Here is an 18,550-nt window from a genome sequence, read left to right as displayed (position 1 = left end):
GTAGGTTCGTTGCCAATTTGTTGCTGCCTGCAATTCGATTCTGGGGATTTCAGAATGCGCTATCTCACCCTCCTCGCTTCGCTGATGTGCATGGCACTGTCGGTCGGTGCCGCGAAGGCTGACCGCCGCGTCGCCTTTGTCGTCGGCAACGGCTCCTACAAGAACGTCGCGCAATTGCCGAACCCGCCGATCGACGCCAAGGCGATGGCCTCGACGCTGCGCAATGTCGGCTTCGAGGTGATCGAAGGCTCCAATCTCACCCGCGACCAGATGACCGAGAAGCTGCTCGACTTCGGCCGCAAGGCGCAGGGCTCCGACATCGCGCTGTTTTATTATGCCGGTCACGGCATCGCCGTGAGCGGCACCAACTACCTGCTGCCCGTCGATGCCGACATCAAGTCGGAGATGGACGTCAAGCTCGGCGCCGCCATCAACATCGACCTGACGCTGGAGCAGACCATGGGCGATGCCAAGGTCAAGCTCGTCTTCCTCGATGCCTGCCGCGACAATCCGTTCGCCGCCAAGATCAAGTCGAACTCGGCGACCCGCAGCGTCAACGTCCAGAGCGGCCTTGCCGAGATGAAGTCCGGCGAAGGCACGCTGATCGCATTCGCCACCGGCCCCGGCCAGACCGCGCTCGACGGCCAGGAGGGCAACAACAGCCCGTTCACGCGCGCCCTGATCGACAACATCACCAAGCCCGGCGTCGAGATCCAGCAGGCGATGACGGCGGTGCGCGCTCAGGTCAATGAAGAGACGCGCAAGGGCCAGCTGCCCTGGGGCCACACCAACCTGACGGGCTCCGTCTATCTCAACCAGGCCCCGACCACGCAGGTCGCCAACGCGGCTCCGACCGCGTCCGGCATCGTGCCGGCGGCGGCCGGAAGCTCGGACGGTGTCGAGCTCGAATACTGGCGCTCGGTGAAGGAGTCCAACAAGCCGGAGGAGCTCAACGCCTATCTCTCCGCCTATCCGAACGGTCAGTTCAAGGCGCTGGCGCTGGCACGGCTCGCGGCGATCAAGAGCGGCCCTTCGACCGCGACCCGCACGCTGAACGCCGGCGTCGATCCCGCAACCTTCACCGACGAGGCCACCCAGCTCACTGAGGACCAGATCGGCCTCGACAAGACCCAGCGGCGCGATGTGCAGCGCCGCCTCACTGGCCTCGGCTTCGACACCAAGCAGACTGGCGTGTTCAGCGAAGAGACCCGCGCGGTGATCAAGCGGTGGCAGGCCGCCCGCGGGTACCCGTCGTCCGGCTATCTGAACAAGCACCAGCACAAGGCCCTGCTCTCGGAGATCGTGGCCGCCCCGGCGACCGCCAGCGACAGCAGCCAGAAGGCAGCCCGGCGCGCCTCCAGCGCCCCGGCTCAGAGCAGCGCGCCGGCCCCGGCTCCCCAGCGCAGCAGCCCCGGAGATGCGGCCGGTGCGGCTTTCGTTGGCGGTGTCGTCGGCGGCATGATGGGCGGCATGTTCCGCCGCTGAGGCAGCATGACAGCTTCAAGACAAAGCCCGGCTCGCGCCGGGCTTTTTCAGTCGCAGCTCCTCATCCTGAGAAGCGCTCGGCGTAGCCTACTTCCCCGCCGCCTTTCGTAGCGCCTCATTGATGCGGTCCTGCCAGCCCGGGCCGCCCTCCTGGAAGAACTCGAGCACGTCCTGGTCGATGCGCAGCGTGACCTGCTCCTTGATGCCGGGAACGGCATTCTGCTTCGGCGGCGCCGCGGCGACCTTGGCGGTCACCTTCTTGAACGCCGCCTCGGCTTCCGTCCTGGCATCGCCAAGCGTGCGCGGCCGCCTCGGTTGATCCGCCATATGCTAGATTCCTTCAAACAGAGCCGTCGAAAGGTACCGCTCGGAGAAGGACGGCACGATTGCGAGAATGGTCTTTCCCGCAGCTTCCGGACGCTTGCCGATCTGAAGCGCGGCCGCGATCGCAGCGCCCGAGGAGATGCCGCCGGGAATCCCCTCATGCCGCGCCAGCGCGCGCGAGGTCTCGATCGCCGTCGTCGAGTTGATCTTCACGATCTCGTCGATCACGGCGCGGTCGAGGATGTCAGGAACGAAGCCGGCGCCGATGCCCTGAATCTTGTGCGGCGAATGCTGTCCCCCCGACAGCACCGGGCTCTCCTCCGGCTCCACCGCGACGACGCGCAAATCGGACTTGCGCGGCTTGAGCACCTGACCGACGCCGGTGATCGTGCCGCCGGTACCGACGCCGGCCACGAAGAAATCGATATTGCCGCCGGTATCGTTCCAGATCTCCTCCGCCGTCGTGCGGCGGTGCACCTCGGGATTGGCGAGGTTCTTGAACTGCTGCGGCATCACCGCGTTCGGCGTCGTCTTCAACAGCTCCTCGGCCGCGGCGATCGCGCCCTTCATGCCTTGCGCCGCCGGCGTGAGCACCAGCTCGGCGCCGAGAAAAGCCAGCATCTTGCGCCGCTCGATCGACATCGATTCCGGCATCACCAGCTTGAGGCGGTAGCCGCGTGAGGCTGCCACGAAGGCGAGCGCGATGCCGGTATTGCCGGAGGTCGGCTCGATCAGCACGGTGTCGGGCTTGACGATGCCGGCCTTCTCCATCGCGACGATCATGGCCGCACCGATGCGGTCCTTCACGCTTGTGGCGGGATTGAAATATTCAAGTTTTGCCAAAATGGTCGCATTCACGCCGTGCATGCCGGGAAGCCGGCGCAAGCGCACGATGGGCGTGTTGCCGAAGGCCTCGACGATCGAGTCATAGATCCGGCCGCGGCCGGGTTGGTGCGCTGCACCGGTGTTGGACGATGCGTCCATGTTGAACTCCCTGTGGCGACGATCAGCACGCCCGTCGCGGCCATGCTCGCAGTTACCGACAGCTTGCGGCGACACGCAAGCGGCAATGCAGCACATGTTAAATACGCTGCATCGCAAAATCACGTGAGCTGTAATTATCAGAAAACCAACGCATTTGTGTTGCGACCTCGTCAACTGCTTCTGCTTATGTTAGACTTACGTCTCAAAGCAGGGAGGTCACCACGATGTCAGCAGTTGCTGAAGTGATGTCGACCGTCGCGCCGAACCGCGATCCGCGTTGCAGCGAGTTGCCCACGTGTCCCGTTTGCGCCGACTCCATGGTCGCCGCCGAAGCTTCCGCCTACGTCTCGGACCACATGATCAGCTATCTCTGGACCTGCGATAATTGCGGCTACGGCTTCGTGACCAAACACGCCGTCAAGCAGCGGATCGTCTGCAATTGACGTTGATCAGCGCGGGGCGATATCGCCCCTCGCCCAGCCCTCGCGTGTGCGCTGATAGAAATCGTCGAACGTTCCGTGTGCGATCGCGTCCCTGATGCCCTGCATCAGGGACTGGTAGTAGGCGATATTGATTTCAGACAGCAGCATCGCGCCCAGCGTCTCGCCCGCCTTGACGAGATGATGCAGATAGGCGCGCGCGCAGCTCCGCGTCGACGGCCACGAGCTCTCCTCGTCCAGCGGGCGCGGATCTTCGGCGTGGCGTGCATTGCGCAAATTCACCTGGCCGAAGCGCGTGAAGGCAACGCCGTGCCGGCCATTGCGCGTCGGCATCACGCAGTCGAACATGTCGATGCCGCGCTTCACGGCCTCGAGGATGTCGTCGGGCGTGCCGACCCCCATCAGGTAGCGCGGGCGCTCCTTCGGCAGCAGCGGCGCGGTCTCGTCGATCATCGCCAGCATCACCTCCTGCGGCTCGCCGACGGCAAGGCCGCCGATCGCATAACCGTGGAAGCCGGTCGCGACCAGGCCTCTGGCACTCGCATGACGAAGCTCGGGCACGTCGCCGCCCTGCACGATGCCGAACAGCATGTAGCCCTCGGGAGCGCTCTCGAAGGCGCGCTTTGAGCGCTCCGCCCAGCGCAGCGACAATTGCATCGCGCGCTCGATATCGGCCCGCTCGGCCGGCAGCCGCACGCATTCGTCCATCTGCATGGCGATGTCGGAGCCGAGCAGGCGCTGCACCTCGATCGAGCGCTCCGGCGACAGCTCGACCTTGGCGCCGTCGATATGCGACCGGAAGGTGACGGCGTTTTCCGTGACCTTGCGCAGGTCTGCCAGCGACATCACCTGGAAGCCGCCGGAATCCGTCAGCATCGGTCCGTTCCAGCCGGTGAACCTCTGCAAGCCGCCGAGCGCTGCGATCCGCTCGGCGGTCGGACGCAGCATCAGATGATAGGTGTTGCCGAGCACGATGTCGGCGCCGGCGTCGCGCACCTCGCGCCAGTGCATGCCCTTCATGGCGCCGGCGGTGCCGACCGGCATGAAGGCCGGAGTGCGCACCACGCCATGCGGTGTGGTCAGGCGGCCGGTGCGCGCGGCGCCGGCGGTGGCGAGCAGCTCGAAGTGATTGGGAAGATCATCGTCGGGATTCATGGCCGTGCTTATTGCGTGTCGGAGCAGGCCGATCAACCCGCAGCGGATGCCTCAGACTGGGACACAATCGGCGCGGATATTGATGCCGGCGCCCTTGCTAAACAAAACGATACCGTGTAGTTTTATGGTGGGGGCTGGACGAGACGCTGCGGCGGGGTTCGCCGGCGGCGCCAATCTGTGATCGCCAGCCACCGACAATGCCTCTTCCTTCGTGTTCGACTGACGTATCCAGCCGCTCCCGTGACTGGATCAGGCAGGCAGGCACCCGCCTGACCGGACTTCTGGCCCTGACCTGCGGCCTGGCGCTCGCCGCCTGCACCTCCCTGCCCCGTACGCCCTACTCGGCCGCTGAAGCCCGCGCATCGCGTGTGCTCGATATCGATGGCCTCAGGCGCTACGCCGACGAACCCGTCACGAAATTCAGCTTCGAGAAGGACACCAGCACCGCGACGAAGTCCTATCTGGCGCTTTCCGGTGGCGGCGCCGATGGCGCTTACGGTGTCGGCGTTCTCAACGGCTGGACCGCGGCCAGAACCCGCCCCGCCTTCTCGGTCGTCTCGGGCGTGAGCACCGGCGGCCTGATCGCGCCGTTCGCGTTTCTTGGATCGCAATATGACGACACGCTGAAGGAGGTCTACACCAGCGGCATCGCCGAAAGCCTGTTGAACGATCCCAGCATCATGCGCGTGCTGTTCGGGTCCGGCCTGTTCGGCAACACCCGCCTGCGGGAGCTCGTCGCCCGCTATGTCGGGCCGGAGATCATGGCGCAGGTCGCGCGCGAGAACGCCAAGGGGCGAAAGCTGCTGATCGTGACGACCGATCTCGACACCCAGCGCACTGCGATCTGGGACATGGGCAAGATCGCCGCGGTCGGAACGCCCGAAGCGCTCAAGCTGTTCCGCGACGTGATGGCGGCCTCCGCCAGCATTCCTCTGGTGTTTCCGCCGATCATGATCGACGCCGAAGGCGCCGGCCGCAAGTTTCAGGAGATGCATGTCGATGGCGGCGTCACCGCCCCGGTGCTGACGCTGCCCGAAGCCCTGCTGTTCCAGGGCGGTCGGTTGCCGGGCACGGCGAAGATGGACATCTACATCCTCGTCAACAAGAAGATCGAACGCAATTTCGAGCTCGTCTCCAACGGCACCATCGATGTCGCCTCGCGCAGCCTGTCGGCGATCACCCAGTCACAGACTCGCTCGATCATCTTCTCGACCTATGATTTCGCCAGGCGCAACGGTCTCGGCTTTCATCTGTCCTACATCGCGCGCGACTATCCGGCGCCGCCGTCGGAAGGGTTCGATACCGCCTATATGCGGGCGCTCTATCAATACGGATATGACAAGGCCGCGTCCGGTCAGGCCTGGACCTCCACGGTGCCGTGAGCTCGCATGGAGGAACGAGGCCCGGCCGAAACCGTTGACGATACGGCCAATTCGGCCGGATTCGCGATGACGCCTCGGCTCCTGCGCGATATAGAACGAATGACGACTGTCCGAAACGCGCAGGAATCATTGGGCATGGGATTGACTGCGACCAAGACGAGAGCGGCAGCGCCGCGGCGCGAGGTGCCGAAATCCCGCGGCGGCCGGCCGACGAAGTCAGCTGCCATCGAGCGCGACCAGCGGCTGATCGAGGTCGCCACCCGCCTGTTCCTGGACCGCGGCTTCGAGGCCACCTCGCTCGATGCGGTCGCGGAAGCGGCGCGGGTCAGCAAGCCCACCGTCTATTCCCGCTATGGCGACAAGCGCGGCCTGTTTGCCGCCGTATTGAGGCGCGAGATCGCGCGTTGGCTTGCGCCGCTGTCTGCCGCGGCAGAGACGCAGCTCAGCAGCCCCTCGGACATCTCGGTCGAGCAGCGGCTGGTCGAGATCGGGCGCGAGATGCTGACCTTCACCTGCGGTCCCGATGCGGTCGCCTTCAGCCGCATGATGACGGCGCAGGCCATCAACTTCCCCGATGTCGCCAAGCTCGGCAAGGAGGAAGGCTGGCTCAAGGCGGTCGCCACCACGGCGCGCTTCTTCGACCACCTGGTGGCGCAGGGCGCGCTGGACGTCGAGGACACCGCCATTGCCGCCGAGGTGTTTCTCGACGTGGTGGTCGGTCACACCCACCGCATGGCGACCTTCGGAACGGCGCTCGAGATGAAAGCCGCCGAAAAGCGCATGCGCGCGGCGATCAAGCTGTTCCTGGCCGGCGCGCTGGGACCTGCCGACCGCGTCCAGGACGCCGCCAAGGGCACGCAACGCCGCCGCTCCTCGCGCTGACAATTCCGTGAGCACCCGCTCTATCCCCATGTGGATGGTCGCCGCGGCATTGACCGAAATAAAACGATACGGTATGGTTTAGTTATAAGGCGATGCGGACCGCTTTTTTCACCAGCCCCAAGGGCGGCCCGTATCACCGAGATCGCCGTAGCGGGTACAGCCCGCCACGGCGCTCCGCGGCCGGCCTTTGCCCGAGGTCGGCCGCGAATTCTTTACGATCATCCGGCACACTCGCTGGCCGAGGGTTCGAGCATGACGATTGCCAAACGATGGATCTCGCAACTGCTTGCGACCGCCTTGCCCGTGCTGCTCATCGCCGCACCGGCAGAGGCCACCGTGACCACGGGCACGCCGACCGCTCTTCACAGCGATACAGATGGTAGTGCCGAGGCTGACCGCCAGGCCGTCAGCCGCGAGATCGAACGATTCCGCAGCTCGTCGATCTCGATCAGCCAGGCCATGGCGATTGCCGAAGCCCGCCATGCCGGCGCCACCACCGCCGATGTGAGCTTCGACGGCGGCTCCGGCGTGCCGGTGTATCGAGTGAAGACCGTGCACAACGACCGGATCTGGCGCCACACCATCAACGCTGCGACCGGCGAGCTCGTCGGCGGGGAAGCCGCCCTGCCCCTGACCGAGCTTGACCACGACGATCGCAGCAATCTCGCAGCCTTGGGCGTGATCAGGCATCGGCTCGCCGACGCCGTGCGCGTCGCCGAGCGCGCGGCCTCGGGCAAGGCGATCAGCGGCGGGCTGGTGCGCGAACGCGGCCGGCTGAACTTTTCGATCGTCGTCGTCAGCGGCGACGACCTGAAGGAGGTCACCCTGGAGCCGCCGGGGGCGCGACCCCGCTAGCAGCGTCCCCAGGGCAGGTTCGGCACCCCGGCACCGACCGGGGCGAAAAGCCATTGACGGGCCCAAGACTCTCCCGCATAAGTCGCCGCCATGTTCACGACCACCAAACGCACGACCAAAACCACCACGGCCCCAGGGGCCCGGGGAGGCGTGCGCGCGTAGGTCGTCGACTTAAACGCATCAGCTCTACGGCAAGCCCCGCCCTCGATGGTCCGGGGCTTTTTTGTTGTCTCAATCTCAATGCAATGGAGGACAAAGTGAGTAACGATCCCGTCGTCGCGATTGTCGGCGTCACCGGTGCGGTGGGCGCCGAATTCATCGCCACCATGGACAAGCGCGGCTTTCGCGTCGGCAAGCTCAAGGCGCTCGCCAGCGCCCGCTCCGCCGGCAAGACGGTATCGTTCCGCGGCAAGGATATCGTGATCGAGGAGCTCACCGAGCGCTCCTTCGAGGGCGTCGATATCGCCCTGTTCTCCGCCGGCGGCAGCATCTCAAGGAAGTACGCGCCGATCGCGGTCAAATCCGGTGCCGTCGTGGTCGACAACTCCTCCGCCTTCCGCATGGACCCGAACGTGCCGCTGGTGATCCCCGAGATCAACGCGAACCGCATCCGCGACCATAAGGGCATCATCGCCAACCCGAACTGCGCCGCGATCACGGCGCTGGTGCCGCTGTGGCCGATCCATCAGAAGAACCGCATCAAGCGCGTCATCATCTCGACCTATCAGGCCGCTTCCGGCGCCGGTGCAGCGGCGATGGAGGAGCTGGTCGAATCGACCCGCGCCAATCTCAACGGGCAGGTCTATACGCCCAAGGTGATGCCGCATCCCTACGCCTTCAACCTCTTCAGCCACAACACGGCGATCGACCCTGACACCGGCTACAACGACGAAGAGACCAAGGTCATCAAGGAAACCCGCAAGATCTTCGAGGACGACAGCATCGCCGTCGGCGTCACCTGCGTCCGCGTGCCGGTGCTGCGCGCCCATTGCGAGGCCATCACCTTCGAATGCGAGAAGCCGATCACCGAGGACCAGGTCCGCGCCATCATGGCGCAGGCGCCCGGCGTGAAGGTGGTCGACGACCGCGCCAAGAACTACTTCCCGATGCCGATCGACGCCTCCGGCCAGGACGACGTGCTGGTCGGCCGCATCCGCAAGGACCTCAGCGACGCATCCGGCCATTCGATCTCGATGTTCGTCGCGGCGGATCAGTTGCTCAAGGGTGCGGCGCTCAACGCGGTGCAGATTGCGGAGCTGTTGCCGCAGCGGGTGATGGCGTAGTCGATCCGTCATCCTGAGGTGCGAGTGGCGCGATGCGTTTAGCATCGTGCCGCGAGCCTGGAAGGATGAACGGCCGAGGTGCAGCAACTGGGCCGTCGCCCTTCGAGGCTCGCCGAAGAGGCGAGCGCCTCAGGGTGACGGGGAAGGATCTGCGCTTGCCGTTGGCTCTTGTGCCCGAAACAGCAAACACGCATCGCCATACGAATAGAACCTGTAGCCTTTCGCGATCGCATGCGCATAGGCCTGCTTCATCGTCTCCAGCCCGGAGAATGCCGAGACCAGCATGAACAGCGTCGACTTCGGCAGGTGGAAATTCGTCATCAAAATATCGACCGCGCGGAAGCGATAGCCGGGGGTGATGAAGATCGAGGTCTCCGCCGCGAAGGGCTGGATCGTTCCGTCCTCGCCTGCCGCGCTTTCGAGCAGACGCAATGACGTGGTGCCGACCGCGACGATCCGCCCGCCATTTTTGCGCGCGGTGTTGAGCCGCTCCGCGACCTCGGCCGAGATCGTGCCCCACTCGGCATGCATCTTGTGGGCTTCGGTGTCGTCCACCTTCACCGGCAGGAACGTCCCTGCCCCGACATGCAGCGTGATACGGCTGAGGCCGACATCGCGCGCGCGCAGCGCCTGCTCCAGCGCCGGGGTGAAATGCAGGCCCGCCGTGGGCGCCGCGACCGCACCTTCGTTCGCGGCGAACATGGTCTGGTAATCGGCGAGGTCCTGCTCGTCAGGCGTGCGCTTGGAGGCGATGTAGGGCGGCAGCGGCGGACTGCCGAGATCGGCGATGGCCTGGTCCAGCGCCGGGCCGTGGAACGAGAACGACAGCGTGACCTCGCCCTCGGTGCCCTTGGCCTCGACCTCGGCATCGAGATGACCGAGCAGGCAGACCTTGCCTTCGTTGCCGAAGCGGATGCGATCGCCCGCAACCAGCTTCTTCGCCGGCTTCACCAGCGCCTGCCAGCGCGAGCTGTCGAGGCGCTTGATCAGCGTCGCCTCGATCTTCGGCTCGGTCTCGCGGCCGATGCGGCGGCCCTTCAATTGCGCCGCGATCACCTTGGTATCATTGACGACGAGCTGGTCGCCCGCCTTCAGCCATTGCGGCAGGTCGGCGATGGTCTGGTCGCGCAAGCCGCGGTTCTCCACCACCAGCATCCTGGCGGAGTCGCGGGGGCTCGCCGGGCGCAACGCAATGCGCTCGGCGGGCAGGTCGAAATCGAACAGATCGGTGCGCATGAGCGCTGTCGCGCCTTAGTTCGTGTCATTCCGGGGCGATGCGGAGCATCGAACCCGGAATCTCGAGATTCCGGGTTCGCGCTTCGCGCGCCCCGGAATGACCGCTACGCGGTCATTCTTTGTCCGCGGCCATCCGCGCCTTGATGATCTTGTCCGGATTCATCACGGGCTCGCCGCGCTTGATCTTGTCGACGTTCTCCATGCCTTCGGTGACCTTGCCCCACACCGTGTACTGGTTGTCGAGGAAGCGGGCGTCGTCGAAGCAGATGAAGAACTGGCTGTCGCCGGAATCGGGATTGGCGGCGCGCGCCATCGAGGCGGTGCCGCGAACATGCGGCTCCTTGTTGAACTCGGCCTTCAGCTTCTTGCCGGAGCCGCCGGTGCCGGTGCCGTGCGGGCAGCCGGTCTGCGCCATGAAGCCCTCGATCACGCGGTGGAATACGATGCCGTCGTAGAAGCCCTCACGGACCAGCTCCTTGATGCGCGCGACATGGCCGGGCGCGAGGTCGGGGCGCATCTCGATGGTGACGGGACCCTGCGTGGTTTCGAGGATCAGGGTGTTTTCGGTGACGCTCATGCTCGTCTCTCTTGCGTTGGGGGTGAAGTCTTGTCAGGTGACGTCTTGCGGCTGCGGAACTGGATCGCGAATGGACGTCCCGCGGCGGCGCCGGCCATTGCATCGGTAAATGGCACCGGCGTGCAGCGTTGCAACGCCTCCATCACCGCGATCCGGTATTGCAGCCGGTCATTGTCGGAGGCCTCCACGGATTCATAGGTAATCCTCGGATGGCCCAGAATGTTTCCGGCCCGGTTAAAGCTCACGACGACGGTGATGTCGAGGGGGCGGGCCTTGGCGGGCGGCGGCGGTCTCCAGCAGGTACGCAAGTGCCGGAAGACGTCCTGAATGGTGTTGACCTGCGCGTCCTCGGCCTTCGCGCTGGAGACACCGAGCAGCAGCACTGCGGCAGCGAGCAGAAGCCTGTTGCCGCAGCGCGCCATCGCGTTTTCCTACTTGATGTCGGAAGCGACCTGCACCTTGACCATCTTGTCGGGATCGGTCACGGCGCCGCCGGGGGAGCCGGGCGCGGCCTTCTTCAGCTTGTCGACGACGTCCATACCCTGCACCACCTCGCCGATCACGGTGTACTGGCCATCGAGGCTGCCGCCATCGGCGAACATGATGAAGAACTGCGAGTTGGCGCTATCGACGCTGTCGCCGCGCCGGGCCATGCCGACGATGCCGCGGGCAAAATGCACCTTGGAGAATTCCTGCTTCAGGTTCGGATATTTCGAACCACCGGTGCCGTTGAAGTTCTGGCCGTCGCCGGTCTGCGCCATGAAGCCGTCCATGACGCGATGGAACGGCACGTTGTTGTAATAGCCTTCGCGTGCGAGCTGCTTGATGCGCTCGGCATGCTGGGGCGCGATATCGGTCCTGAGCTTGATGACGATGCGGCCCTTGGTGCTGTCGATGACGATAGCGTTGGCCTTGTCGAGATTGGCCGGCAATTGCTGCGCCAGCGCCGGCACCGCGAACAGAAGCGCGGCAAGAACTGCGAGAATTCGGATCATGACAACTCCGGATCAGAGAAGAGAGGAAGCGCCGTTATCCGGCGAATTTTGCCTTGAGCTGGCTGGCTACAATCGGCGGGACGAAGGCCGAGACGTCCCCGCCCATGCCGGCGATCTGGCGCACCAAAGTGGCGGTGATCGGGCGAACCATGGGAGATGCCGGAAGGAACACGGTGTGCACCTCGGGCGCCATCGCCTCGTTCATGCCGGCGAGCTGCATCTCGTAGTCGAGATCGGTACCGTCACGCAGACCCCGAATCATGATCGTCGCACCGTGCTTGCGCGCCGCCGTCACCGACAGATCGTCAAAGGTCACGGCTTCGAGCACGCAGCCGGCCTTGGCCGCCACCGGCCCGCAAACGTCGTGGAGCATCTTGAGCCGCTCCTCGGTCGAGAACAGCGGCTTCTTGCCGGGATGGACCCCGATCGCGACCACGAGCCTGTCGCACAGCGACGCGCTGTGCCGGACCACGTCCAGATGGCCGTTGGTGATGGGGTCGAAGGAACCGGGATAAAAGGCAATGCGCGGCATGGCTCCCTCCTACCGCGCCCTGCCCGGCCCGGCAAGCCGGGCTGGTTCCCTGGCCGTTTCCGGCGAATATCCCGCGGCCCTGTCGGCGAGGGCCGGTTTGTTTCGTCCTGAGAGCGCCCACGAAACAAAGCGGCGTGGACACGAAACCATTTCCAGGGGCGGCGAAGACGTCCGGAAACTGGCCATGGTTACTAATCCGGTCAACGAATGACGGGCCGCATCAAGGCGCAGGCGGCCGCATCACAGGGGACTGTCAATGATCAAGACGATCTCGGCGATTGCCATCTCCGCATGCGTTGCGGCCGCTCTCACCCTGCTGCCCGGTTTTGCCCCGACGGTCGAAGCCAGCGTACCGCAGCCGCTGGCCAAGAGCGACCGGCTCGACATCCGCAGCATCGGCAAGGACTGCTCGGGGCAGGCATGGCCGAATTTCGAAGCGTCCTGTCTGCGCCGTGCCGGAACCAAGGCGGCCATCCGCGAGGCGCGCCTCGTGACTGCCGACCGCAGCCCGTAGTCGGGTCTGTCAGTCTCGCGTCAGCTCCCCCGAGCTGAACCTCAAGCTAAACCCCATGGATATTTGCGACGTCTCGTCGCAGACTGTGTGATGCTCGCGCCCGTCGGAATGGCCCGTCGGGCGCGATCCCATTGGGGGCACCGTTGTCCACGACACAAGCAACCGCTTCCGGCCACCGTCCCGATCCCCTGCCGCTGACCATGACCATGGGCGCCCTCGGGGTGGTCTATGGCGATATCGGCACCAGCCCCCTCTACGCCCTGAAGGAAGCCGCCAAGGCGGCTGCGCATGGCGGCTCCCTAAGTCACGAGGCTGTCCTCGGGGTTGCCTCGCTGATCCTCTGGGCGCTGCTGCTGATCATCTCGCTAAAATATGCGCTGTTGATCCTGCGCGCCGACAATCGCGGTGAAGGCGGCATCGTCGCGCTGCTGGCGTTGCTGCACGCCCGTCACGCCCAACCCGACACCTGGCGCGCCCATTTGCTCGTGGTCGGCCTGATCGGCGCCGCCCTGCTCTATGGCGACGGCGCGATCACGCCGGCCATCTCCGTGCTCAGCGCCATCGAGGGACTCAAGGTCGATGCGCCTTCGCTGGCGCCCGCTGTCGTGCCCCTGACCGTCGCCATCCTGATCGGCCTGTTCATCATGCAGAAGCAGGGCACCGGCTTCATCGGCCGCATCTTCGGACCGGTGATGCTGGCCTGGTTCGCCGTACTCGCCGCGCTCGGCATCCACGGCATCGTCAAGGCGCCGGCGGTGCTGGCAGCGCTGAGCCCGCTCTATGCCTTCGACTTCCTGATCCACCAGGATTTCCACATCTCGTTCGGAATTCTCGGCGCGGCCTTTCTCGCCGTCACCGGGGGCGAGGCCATGTATGCCGACATGGGTCATTTCGGCCGCCTGCCGATCCGGCTCGCCTGGTTCGCCGTCTGCCTGCCCGCTCTGGTGCTGAACTATTTCGGCCAGGCCGCGCTGCTGATCACCGATCCCACGACGATCGAAAACCCGTTCTTCCAGCTTTGCCCCGACGCCCTGCACTATGTCCTCGTCGCCTTCTCGACGGTCGCGACCGTGATCGCTTCGCAGGCGATCATCTCCGGCGTGTTCTCGCTGACCCAGCAATCGATCCAGCTCGGCTTCCTGCCGCGCATGCAGATCCGCCACACCACCAGCGATGCGATCGGCCAGATCTACGTGCCGCTGGTGAACTGGCTGCTCGCCGCCGCAACGCTCGGGGCGGTGCTGAGCTTCGGCACCTCTGACGCGCTTGCGGGTGCCTATGGCATCGCGGTCTCGCTGCTGATGGCGATCACCACGCTGCTGGCCGCCCTCGTTGCGATCCAATGGGGCTATTCGCCGTGGCTCGTGGCCGTCGTGAACGGCGGCTTCTTTGCGATCGACCTGATCTTCTTCTCGGCCAATTCGATCAAGCTGTTCGAGGGCGGCTGGTTTCCGCTGCTGCTCGCCGGCCTTGTCGCCTTCCTGATGCTGACCTGGCGTGCCGGCGTGAAGCTGGTCGAAGCGGCACGCGCCCGGCTGCGCCAACCCGAGGAGGACCTGATCGAGACCGCGGTCAACAAATGCCACGCGAGGCTGCCCGGAACCGCCGTATTCCTGGCCGCCGCACCGCGTGGCGTGCCGCTCGCGCTGACCCAGTTCGTCAGGCACAACCGCGTGCTGCATGAGCGCGTGCTGATCGTCACCGTGCTGATCGAGGAATCCCCGCATGTCCCCGACGAGGAACGTGCCGAGGTGCATGAGATCATCCCCGGCATCACCCGCGTGATCCTGCATTACGGGTTCATGCAGAACCCGACGATCTACGAAGGCCTGAAGGTCACCTGCCGCCAGGGCAAGCTGCCCGGCATCGACCTCTCCGAGATCACCTATTACGTCGGCCGCGAGACCATCATCCCGCGCGAGGACGTTCCCGGCATGTGGGTCTGGCGCGAAGGCGTGTTCGCCTTCCTCCAGCGTAACGCAGAGCGTTCGGCGGCGTTCTTCGGCGTGCCGACCAAGCAGGTCGTGGAGTTCGGGACGGAGCTGGAGATCTAGAGCCACGGGGCCGCCCACAACAAGCGACGAGATGTCTCTCATGTTGAAACCACGGCTGGCGATCTCGCGCGATCAGGCCCAGGCGATCGTCCACCGCATCACTCCGCACGCGTCGGTCCTCGGCGTCACCGAACTGCATGGCGGCGAAATCGGGACCGTCCTGGAGATCACGCTGGCGGATGCGCCAGCCTGCATCCTCAAGGTCTACCCGGAATCGCTGCCGTGGAAGATGGCCAAGGAGATCCATGTGCTGGGGCTCTTGCGGGATGTCGGCGCGGCCATCCCGACGGTCCTGCTCGCCGATGACACGCGATCGGTGATCGAGCTGAACTATGTGCTCATGACCAAGTTGGACGGCGTCGTGCTTGGCCGACGCGAGGCAACGCTGTCCGAGACGGAGCTGTTTGCGATCTATGCCGCGATGGGCGCGGCGCTCCGTGGAATCAACGACATTACCCTCGATAGTTTTGGCTATATCGGCCCCAACGGGGTGTGGACGGCATATCCGAGCAATCAGGCCTACATGTCCGCGCAGCTCGAGAGGAAGCTGAAGGAGTTTTGCGCGCGGGGCGGTGATCCCGCGCTTGCCGCGCGGCTCCGGAACAGCGTTGTGGCGCGCCAGCATCTGTTGGATGCCGCAACTATCCCTCGCCTGTGTCACTACGATTTCCATGCCGGAAATATCCTGGTGACCTCTCAGGGCGAGCCGCACCTGACGGGCATCGTCGATTTCGAGAACGCAACGTCAGGCGATCCGCTGATGGATATCGCGAAGGCGCTGTACTACTTCACGCCGAAGGATGCGCCGAAGCGAGACGGACTGCTCGCGGGCTATGGCAAGATCGAGCGTCCCCATTGGCAGGAGACGCTTCGTCTCTACCGCGTGTATTGCACGCTGGAGCTATGGTGCTGGATGGCACAGATCGGCAAGCACGAGGCGCTTGCCGATCTCACGGCGGAGCTTTCGCAGGCCACGTCGTAGCCCGGAGGGAGCGAAGCGCAATCCGGGCCGCAGGGCGGCCCGCTATTCTCCGTTCGCTCCGTCGCCGCTCTCCGCCTCTTCGGTGATGTGCTCGACCGAGACGACGTGCTCGTCCTCGGCGGTGTCGAACACGATCACGCCTTGCGTCGAGCGGCCGGCGATGCGGATGCCTTCGACCGGGCAACGGATCAGCTGGCCCTTGTCGGTGACCAGCATGATCTGATCGGCCTCCTCCACGGGGAAGGATGCCACCAGGTTGCCGTTGCGGTTGTTGACGCTCATGGCGACGATGCCTTTGCCGCCGCGGCCGGTGGTGCGGTACTCGTAGGACGAGGTCCGCTTGCCATAGCCATTGACGGAGACCGTCAGCACGACCTGCTCGGCCGCCGACATCTCGACATAGCGCTCCTGCGGGAGCTGGAAGCTGCCGGAGGTCTCTTCGGCCTCGGTATCCCCAGGGGCTTCTTCCGCGACGGATTCGCCGGCGACCGCGCGGCGCATCTTCAGATACGCCGAGCGCTCGTCCGAGGTCGTCTCGACATGACGCAGGATCGCCAGCGAAATCACCTTGTCGCCTTCGCCGAGCGCGATGCCGCGCACGCCCATCGAGGTGCGCCCGGTGAACACGCGCACATCGGGCACCGGGAAGCGGATGCACTGGCCCCCGGCAGCGGTCAGCAGCACGTCGTCGCGCTCGGTGCAGATCTGCACGTCGACGATCGACTCGCCATCCTCGAGCTTCATGGCAATGATGCCGGAGCGGCGGACATCGACGAAGTCGGACAGCTTGTTGCGGCGGACGTTGCCGCCGGTGGTGGCGAACATCACGTCGAGCTCGCCCCAGGTGGATTCGTCCTCCGGCAGCGGCATGATGGTGGTGATGCGCTCACCCTGCTCCAGCGGCAGGATGTTGATCAGCGCCTTGCCGCGCGCGTTCGGCGCGGCCATCGGCAGCCGCCAGACCTTCTCCTTGTAGACCTGGCCCCGCGAGGAGAAGAACAGTACCGGCGTGTGTGTGGAGGCCACGAACAATCGGCTGACGAAATCCTCATCGCGGGTCTGCATGCCGGAGCGGCCCTTGCCGCCGCGGCGCTGCGCCCGGTAGGCCGATAGCGGCACGCGCTTGACGTAGCCGGCGTGCGAGACGGTCACGACCATGTCCTCGCGCTGGATCAGGTCCTCGTCCTCGACCTCGCCCTCCTGCTCCATGATCACGGTGCGGCGCGGCGTCGCGAACTCCGCCTTCACCTCGGCAAGCTCGGTCTTGATGATGTCGAGGATGCGGGCGCGCGAGCGCAGGATCGCGAGATAGTCCTCGATCTCGCCAGCGAGCTTTGCGAGCTCTTCGCCGATCTCGTCGCGGCCGAGTGCGGTGAGGCGTGCGAGGCGCAGTTCCAGGATCGCCCTCGCCTGCTCCAGCGACAGGCGGATGGTGCCGTCCTCGTTGATGCGGTGGCGGGGATCGTCGATCAGCGTGATGATGTCCTCGACGTCGCGCGCGGGCCAGTCACGCGTCATCAGGGTCTCGCGCGCGGCGGCCGGCGTCGGCGAATGCCGGATCACGCGGATGATCTCGTCGATATTGGCGACCGCGATGGCGAGGCCGACCTGCTCATGCGCGCGCTCGCGCGCCTTGCGCAGCTTGTATTTGGTCCGGCGGGTGACGACCTGCTCGCGGAAGCCGACGAAGATCGTCAGCATGTCCTTCAGGTTCATCGTCTGCGGACGGCCGCTATCGAGCGCGACGGCGTTGACGCCGAATGAGGTCTGCAGCGGCGTGAACTTGTAGAGCTGGTTCAGCACCACGTCGGGCACGGCATCGCGCTTGAGCTCGACCACGACGCGGTAGCCGTCGCGGTCGGATTCGTCGCGCAGATCGGAGATGCCCTCGATCTTCTTCTCCTTGTAGAGCTCGGCGATGCGCTCGACCATCGTCGCCTTGTTCACCTGATACGGGATCTCGGTGATGACGATCGCCTCGCGCTCCTTGCGGATCGTCTCGAAGGTGACCTTGCCGCGCATCACGATCGAGCCGCGGCCGAGATGATAGGCGCTGCGGATGCCCTGGCGTCCGAGGATGATGCCGCCGGTCGGGAAATCCGGGCCCGGGACGATGTTGATGAGCTCGTCGATCGTGAGCGAGGGATTGTCGATCAGCGCCACGCAGGCGTCGATCACCTCGCCGAGATTGTGCGGCGGGATGTTGGTGGCCATGCCGACGGCGATGCCGCCGGCGCCGTTGACGAGGAGGTTCGGGAACCGGGCCGGCAGAACCACCGGCTCCTTCTCGGAGCCGTCGTAATTGTCCTGGAAGTCGACCGTGTCGTCGTCGATGTCCTCGAGCAGCTTCAGCGCGATCTTGGTGAGGCGGGACTCTGTGTAGCGCATCGCCGCCGCCGGATCGCCGTCGACCGAGCCGAAATTGCCCTGCCCGTCGATCAGGGGCGCGCGCATCGAGAAGTCCTGCGCCATGCGCACCAAGGCGTCGTAGATCGCCTGGTCGCCATGGGGGTGGTACTTACCCATGACCTCACCGACAGCACCGGCGGACTTCTTGTGCTTCTTGTCCGGGGTGTCGCCGCGATTGTTCATCGCGAACAGGATCCGGCGGTGCACCGGCTTCAACCCGTCGCGCGCGTCAGGCAGCGCACGCGAGACGATCACGCTCATGGCGTAGTCGAGATAGGACTTCTTCATCTCCTCGTAGATGGAGACGGGGCGAATGTCCGAGGGTTGCGCCGGCTGGTCGCCGGGCTTGTTGTCGTCGTCAGCCAAGGGGGAATCCGGTGAGTTTTTGTCTGGGAATCATATAGCGCATCGGGGGTCGGATAACCACCCTTGCAGGCCGCCGTAAGGCGGTTTTTCCGCCT

18 protein-coding genes are annotated in these 18,550 nt (G+C 65.2%); 9 read left to right on the top strand and 9 right to left on the bottom strand.

The genetic code is table 11. The features are described from left to right. The first annotated feature begins 54 nt into the window (after positions 1–54). Entirely contained in the window at positions 55–1,485 is a 1,431-nt protein-coding gene (locus P6U31_RS18355; protein WP_407183059.1) for a caspase family protein, read from the top strand. Between the two features lie 87 nt (positions 1,486–1,572). On the opposite strand, the gene P6U31_RS18350 is transcribed toward P6U31_RS18355, so the two are convergent. Next, positions 1,573–1,812, bottom strand: a complete 240-nt coding sequence (locus P6U31_RS18350) for a BrnA antitoxin family protein (RefSeq protein ID WP_027575366.1) — start codon at positions 1,810–1,812, stop codon at positions 1,573–1,575. Between the two features lie 3 nt (positions 1,813–1,815). After that, positions 1,816–2,793, bottom strand: a complete 978-nt coding sequence (gene cysK, locus P6U31_RS18345) for a cysteine synthase A (RefSeq protein ID WP_407183058.1) — start codon at positions 2,791–2,793, stop codon at positions 1,816–1,818. 224 nt (positions 2,794–3,017) lie between these two features. On the opposite strand from cysK, the gene P6U31_RS18340 reads away from it, so the two are divergent. Next, positions 3,018–3,236: a hypothetical protein gene (locus P6U31_RS18340; RefSeq protein ID WP_407183057.1), complete on the top strand. Its 219-nt coding sequence runs from the start codon at positions 3,018–3,020 to the stop codon at positions 3,234–3,236. 6 nt (positions 3,237–3,242) lie between these two features. Here P6U31_RS18340 and tgt read toward each other — a convergent pair whose 3' ends face one another. Continuing rightward, complete coding sequence (gene tgt, locus P6U31_RS18335; protein ID WP_407183056.1) at positions 3,243–4,388, bottom strand: tRNA guanosine(34) transglycosylase Tgt; 1,146 nt, start codon at positions 4,386–4,388, stop codon at positions 3,243–3,245. A 197-nt stretch (positions 4,389–4,585) separates the two neighbouring features. Here tgt and P6U31_RS18330 point away from each other — a divergent pair, with 197 nt between their 5' ends. The 4 genes from P6U31_RS18330 to P6U31_RS18315 all read left to right on the top strand — a co-directional run bounded on the left by P6U31_RS18330 (position 4,586) and on the right by P6U31_RS18315 (position 8,790). After that, positions 4,586–5,770, top strand: coding sequence for a patatin-like phospholipase family protein (locus P6U31_RS18330; protein WP_407183055.1), 1,185 nt, complete (start codon positions 4,586–4,588; stop codon positions 5,768–5,770). A 135-nt stretch (positions 5,771–5,905) separates the two neighbouring features. Further along, complete coding sequence (locus P6U31_RS18325; RefSeq protein WP_407183054.1) at positions 5,906–6,652, top strand: TetR/AcrR family transcriptional regulator; 747 nt, start codon at positions 5,906–5,908, stop codon at positions 6,650–6,652. A gap of 252 nt (positions 6,653–6,904) precedes the next feature. Beyond that, positions 6,905–7,507, top strand: a complete 603-nt coding sequence (locus P6U31_RS18320; RefSeq protein ID WP_407189766.1) for a PepSY domain-containing protein — start codon at positions 6,905–6,907, stop codon at positions 7,505–7,507. A gap of 245 nt (positions 7,508–7,752) precedes the next feature. After that, positions 7,753–8,790, top strand: coding sequence for an aspartate-semialdehyde dehydrogenase (locus P6U31_RS18315; protein ID WP_407189765.1), 1,038 nt, complete (start codon positions 7,753–7,755; stop codon positions 8,788–8,790). Between the two features lie 129 nt (positions 8,791–8,919). Here P6U31_RS18315 and queA read toward each other — a convergent pair whose 3' ends face one another. From queA to coaD, 5 genes are all read right to left on the bottom strand, one after another. Further along, positions 8,920–10,026 carry a tRNA preQ1(34) S-adenosylmethionine ribosyltransferase-isomerase QueA gene (gene queA, locus P6U31_RS18310; protein WP_407189764.1) on the bottom strand — a complete coding sequence of 369 codons (1,107 nt, stop codon included), beginning with the start codon at positions 10,024–10,026 and terminating at the stop codon, positions 8,920–8,922. A 112-nt stretch (positions 10,027–10,138) separates the two neighbouring features. Further along, entirely contained in the window at positions 10,139–10,603 is a 465-nt protein-coding gene (locus tag P6U31_RS18305; RefSeq protein WP_407189763.1) for a peptidylprolyl isomerase, read from the bottom strand. After that, complete coding sequence (locus tag P6U31_RS18300; protein ID WP_407189762.1) at positions 10,600–11,025, bottom strand: hypothetical protein; 426 nt, start codon at positions 11,023–11,025, stop codon at positions 10,600–10,602. Before P6U31_RS18300 ends, P6U31_RS18305 begins: the two co-directional genes overlap by 4 nt. A gap of 9 nt (positions 11,026–11,034) precedes the next feature. Beyond that, entirely contained in the window at positions 11,035–11,598 is a 564-nt protein-coding gene (locus P6U31_RS18295) for a peptidylprolyl isomerase (RefSeq protein WP_407189761.1), read from the bottom strand. A gap of 34 nt (positions 11,599–11,632) precedes the next feature. Then, a complete protein-coding gene (gene coaD, locus P6U31_RS18290) occupies positions 11,633–12,130 on the bottom strand; it encodes a pantetheine-phosphate adenylyltransferase (RefSeq protein ID WP_407189760.1) in 498 nt (165 codons plus the stop codon). Between the two features lie 256 nt (positions 12,131–12,386). Here coaD and P6U31_RS18285 point away from each other — a divergent pair, with 256 nt between their 5' ends. The 3 genes from P6U31_RS18285 (at position 12,387) to P6U31_RS18275 (ending at position 15,680) form a co-directional block, all read left to right on the top strand. Then, positions 12,387–12,644, top strand: coding sequence for a hypothetical protein (locus P6U31_RS18285; protein ID WP_407189759.1), 258 nt, complete (start codon positions 12,387–12,389; stop codon positions 12,642–12,644). Positions 12,645–12,844: 200 nt separating this feature from the next. Then, positions 12,845–14,698 (top strand): potassium transporter Kup, encoded by a 1,854-nt coding sequence (locus P6U31_RS18280; RefSeq protein WP_407189879.1) that lies wholly within the window; start codon positions 12,845–12,847, stop codon positions 14,696–14,698. A 40-nt stretch (positions 14,699–14,738) separates the two neighbouring features. Beyond that, a complete protein-coding gene (locus P6U31_RS18275; protein WP_407189758.1) occupies positions 14,739–15,680 on the top strand; it encodes a phosphotransferase family protein in 942 nt (313 codons plus the stop codon). A 42-nt stretch (positions 15,681–15,722) separates the two neighbouring features. On the opposite strand, the gene gyrA is transcribed toward P6U31_RS18275, so the two are convergent. Further along, a complete protein-coding gene (gene gyrA / locus P6U31_RS18270; protein WP_407189757.1) occupies positions 15,723–18,455 on the bottom strand; it encodes a DNA gyrase subunit A in 2,733 nt (910 codons plus the stop codon). Positions 18,456–18,550 lie beyond the last annotated feature (95 nt).

It is taken from the genome of Bradyrhizobium centrosematis, assembly GCF_045571495.1.
Classification (GTDB): domain Bacteria; phylum Pseudomonadota; class Alphaproteobacteria; order Rhizobiales; family Xanthobacteraceae; genus Bradyrhizobium; species Bradyrhizobium centrosematis.
The sequence above is the reverse complement of the archived record's forward strand: the minus strand, read 5'-3'. Positions and strand labels throughout refer to the sequence as shown.